Origin of the sequence: Zavarzinella formosa DSM 19928, from assembly GCF_000255705.1 — a bacterium.
Lineage (GTDB): Bacteria > Planctomycetota > Planctomycetia > Gemmatales > Gemmataceae > Zavarzinella > Zavarzinella formosa.
In genome coordinates, this window is record NZ_JH636440.1 from 947066 (window position 1) to 950843 (window position 3778).

Annotated in this window: 3 protein-coding genes; 1 reads left to right on the top strand and 2 read right to left on the bottom strand. The window is 59.4% G+C overall.

Going from position 1 to position 3778, the window contains the following annotated elements:
• Positions 1–307: 307 nt before the first annotated feature.
• Positions 308–1672 carry a hypothetical protein gene (locus BGIM_RS0115135; RefSeq protein ID WP_020470600.1) on the bottom strand — a complete coding sequence of 455 codons (1365 nt, stop codon included), beginning with the start codon at positions 1670–1672 and terminating at the stop codon, positions 308–310.
• Between the two features lie 360 nt (positions 1673–2032).
• The gene (locus tag BGIM_RS0115140) at positions 2033–2734 is read right to left on the bottom strand and encodes a hypothetical protein (RefSeq protein WP_020470601.1); all 702 of its coding nucleotides are present in this window, start codon (positions 2732–2734) and stop codon (positions 2033–2035) included.
• A 352-nt stretch (positions 2735–3086) separates the two neighbouring features.
• Here BGIM_RS0115140 and BGIM_RS57520 point away from each other — a divergent pair.
• A partial coding sequence (locus BGIM_RS57520; RefSeq protein WP_315849821.1) for a c-type cytochrome domain-containing protein occupies positions 3087–3778 on the top strand: 692 nt, incomplete at its 3' end.

Genomic DNA, 3778 nt, shown 5'->3' on the forward strand with positions numbered 1-3778 from the left:
CCTGTGGCAAACCATCCGCTTGCTCGCCGCGAAAAAAGACGGCCGGAATTGGGCGGAGATCCTGCGCGCCGAGGCGGCCTGAAACGGCCGGTTGGCCTCCGGCCGACCGGCGGTCGAGAAAATTGAACGGCTCCCCGCTCAATGAAACGGGACGGGTTGGCTAAAACTTCACAAGCTCCTTGGGGCGGAGTTCAGGGAAGCGGTCTTTTTCCAAGGGCGGAAGCCGCCCTTGGCTATTTTCGAGCGCCCCTTTGGGGCGAAAACCATCAACGCACATGGCCCGACAGCAACAGAAAAAACAAAGCAATCAACTCGTTCCGATCATCCCTTGGGCGGCGTTCATCGACTCGTCGAACGTCCCCGATTCCGACTTGGATCTCAGGGTTCGTTCGTTTCGCCAAGCCGAGACGGTGGCCCGGAGGATCAAATCGGCGAACACGCCGGTGACCACCAGCAACTTCGCCAGGAAGTCAACCACGAACCGCCATGACGACAGGTCGAAGGCGTAGATGAATGATTTGGATTCGGCGACGGCCATTTGGACTTCTTCAATGTTCACTTCGTCGTCGGCCGAGAAGGCGTCGTCCAGTTTCGTGCTGACGGCGGCGTTTTTGTCGAAGCCGACGATGTTCAGGCCGACCACTTTGGTTTTCATCACAAACGCCAGCAGGAACGCCAGGCCGATCAGGGTCGTGACAAGCACGCGGAGTTTGATTCGGCCAATCTGACCGGCTTCGTTCTCGGTGATCTGTGAACTGATAAACACCTTTCCGCAGATGGAATACCAAATCGGGGCGCCAGCCCAGAGCAACACCCCGAAGACCAAAAACGGACTTCGGGCCGCATGGTTGGCGATCACCAGAATCACCGTCCAAAAGAGCAGAAATGCCGGGGCCGCGCAGACCAGAAACCAGCCGGGGAGTTGCGAGGCCGGGAGCAGCGACTTGATCCGCAGGCACCCGTTGACCGCGCCGGGGATGATCGACAGCACGGCCGGCAACAGCAGCAAATACGCGCTGCCGGACAGGGCAAACTCGACGACCACCTCCTCAATCTCTTGAATCTTTTCGAGCGTCGCCGGGCTGACATCGGGGTCGTGCCCGGCGGTCTTGTCGTCTTCCTCCTCGTCTGCGTCGGCATCGGGGGCGGGCTTGGGCTTGGCGGGCGTTTTTGATTTGTCCGGCTTCGTCGCGTTGATCGACTTGCCAATCTTCTCCGCCTGGGCGGCGCTGATGTCCTGCACATGGTACAACGCCCCGGCCGGCAACAGCGCGCTGATGAACGGCAACAGAAACGCGGTCAGCCACCCGGCCGCCAGCACCCCGGCGGCCCGCCCCGGCTTCTTCCAGGAGAAGATGCCGATGACGCAAGACAGCGCCAGCCCGGCGAGGGCGGCCACCCACGCGAGTTCAAAGATTTTGCCGAGCAGGGTGAATTCGCCGAATCCGGTTTGAATCGTGTCGATGATCCCCAGAATCAGGGAAAGCGTCGTCGGAGCCAGCGCGACCAGCAACAAACTCCGGCGCCAGACGGCATAACGCCGCACGGTGGGATCGGTGATGCCGGCCGAATTCAGATCGGCCGTCTCGGCGTCCGACGGCAGGACTTTCGCAAGGTTCCAGGCGAACGCCCGTTTCAAATGCACCATCGGCGAGGCGGAGGAAGATGACATGGCTGGCTCGTGGGTTGATTATGAAGACGCTACCTCATGAATCTCTCCGCGTCCATTGCCGGAGTCCATAAGCAAGCAAATATAGATTGCAATTGGCAGAAAAGTCTTTGTTGCCACCAGAGGAAATTCAGGCGGGGCGGCATTTTCTTTGAATCAGGCCACAGGTTTGAGAGATCAATCCCGCCCTCCGCGTTGTCAACTTCGCCAAATAATCGCAAAAACACCAAAAAACGACAAAAACGCCGGGAAATCATGTGGGTTTCGCATGATTTCCCGGCTTCAAAACTGGACACATTGGACACACTAAAAGAAAAGAAAAGCCGGCTTGGGGAATTTTTTCGCCGCAAAAGGGGCGTTGGCTCAGGGTTGTGTGGCGTCGTCGTAGTCGGCCGACTGGTCCGGGCGGGGGAGGCTTCGGCGAAAGGAACTGGTGGTCGCCGCCACTTGGGCCGCCCAGCCGAGCGGCAGGGCGAGGGCCGCCACCCGGAGGGTTTCGTAGCAGAAGTAGATCAAGTCCCAGAGGTCCGGCGCTTCGATCATTTTCAGGAATGAGTTCCGGAACTGAGGATCTTCATCGCCGGGGACGCCCAGTCCGATGATTAAGCCAGTGGCCGCTGCTGTCGTGGCTACTTGTCGCCAGCGATCACTTGGCCGCGAGGGCCTCACGCGAGCCGGAAGGTATCGCCCGATCATTCCCCCGGCCAGGCCGCCCAAAACAATCAGGCCGCCATAGACCGAACAGTTCCAGATTCTTGCGAGCAGGAACGCGCGACGGCCCGGCTGATGATTATCGATCACGTCCGTTCCGAATAGATGAACGTCAAGGGATGAGTGTTCTTCATGCCGATAGGGGCAGGTGTCGGGGCGGCCTCCGTATCTGATACCGCCACCGGTGCCCTGCTGAAGTTTAATGTCTGGCGGCGACGCCGGAACTGTCCCGCTCGAAGCAAAGAAGACCCAATACGAATACAGCGGACAGATCGCGACAAAGGCCCCGAGAATGGCCCACGCGAGAACAACCCTTGGGGGCATGAATCGGCCAAGATCCGGATTTGCTTTCATGGTCATCGTTTCCGCTTGGTGATGCGATTCCGGAACTGGATCAAGTTTCGAGCGTCTGAAACAATGAATTTGTAGCGATTCTAATTCATGGATTCGGAGGCTTGGGGCGCCAGCCGGTCGGCGAGGTGAATCGCTGTCGTAAAGTTCGCCCGCCGAAAAACAGTGCCGCCGCAGGCAATTGGCCGGTAAAGTTCACGGAGATGAAAAGCGGCGATTGACAGACGCAAGAAGGAAGCCAATTGTTCGGCCGCCTCCGTTTCTCCTAAAATTCAACCTGGCGTCCGATGCTCCGGCACGGCGCCCGACGACATTCGCCAGCGCCCGCCCCGGATCGGATTTGGCAAAATTTTTCATGGTCGACAATATGTTTCCACAAGACAGTCCCGAGATTCAAGAATACGTCCCCCGCGTTTCCCCGCCGAGGTATGGGAAACTGGTCATTTTGGTCAGCGTGTTTCTGCTGCCCTTGTGCGTGGGGCTTGGGTTTTTGATTGGCTACAAAGCGGAATCCACCCGAAAATCGACCGGCCGGGAAACCAGCGTCGCATCCAAGACCGCCAAGCCCGAACGGACGGTGACACCCGCCCCGGCGACTCCCCCCTCCCCGACGCCCGAACCGGAACCGGCCAAGAAGTCGGCCACTCCGCCGAAACCACCCGCGAAGAAGACGGAGAAAGTGGAGCCGAAATCGCTGGAGTCACCGGAGCCGGAGGAGCCAAAGGAGATGGCCTCGAAACCGCCGGAGAAGAAGGGGGACGAGGCCGCCATGTCGGAACCGAAGCCCAAGGAACCGGCCAAGATGGAGCCGAAACCGGAACCCAAGCCCAAAGAGCCTGCCAAGCCGGAACCGAAACCGGAACCCAAGCCCAAAGAGCCTGCCAAGCCAAAGACGGCCGCCCCGACGTTTGTCACCAGCATCATGCCGATCTTCCAGAACAAATGCGTTTCCTGCCACGGCCCCGCGTCCAAAAAGGGGGGGTTGGACGTCGCCACTCTTGCGGCTCTGATGAAGGGGAGCAACAACGGGAAACAGTTGACGGCGGG

Excerpts from the sequence above, each read along its gene's own strand:
- BGIM_RS0115140 (WP_020470601.1), bottom strand. The coding sequence starts at position 2,734 with ATGAAAGCAAATCCGGATCTTGGCCGATTCATGCCCCCAAGGGTTGTT.
- BGIM_RS0115135 (WP_020470600.1), bottom strand. The coding sequence starts at position 1,672 with ATGTCATCTTCCTCCGCCTCGCCGATGGTGCATTTGAAACGGGCGTTC.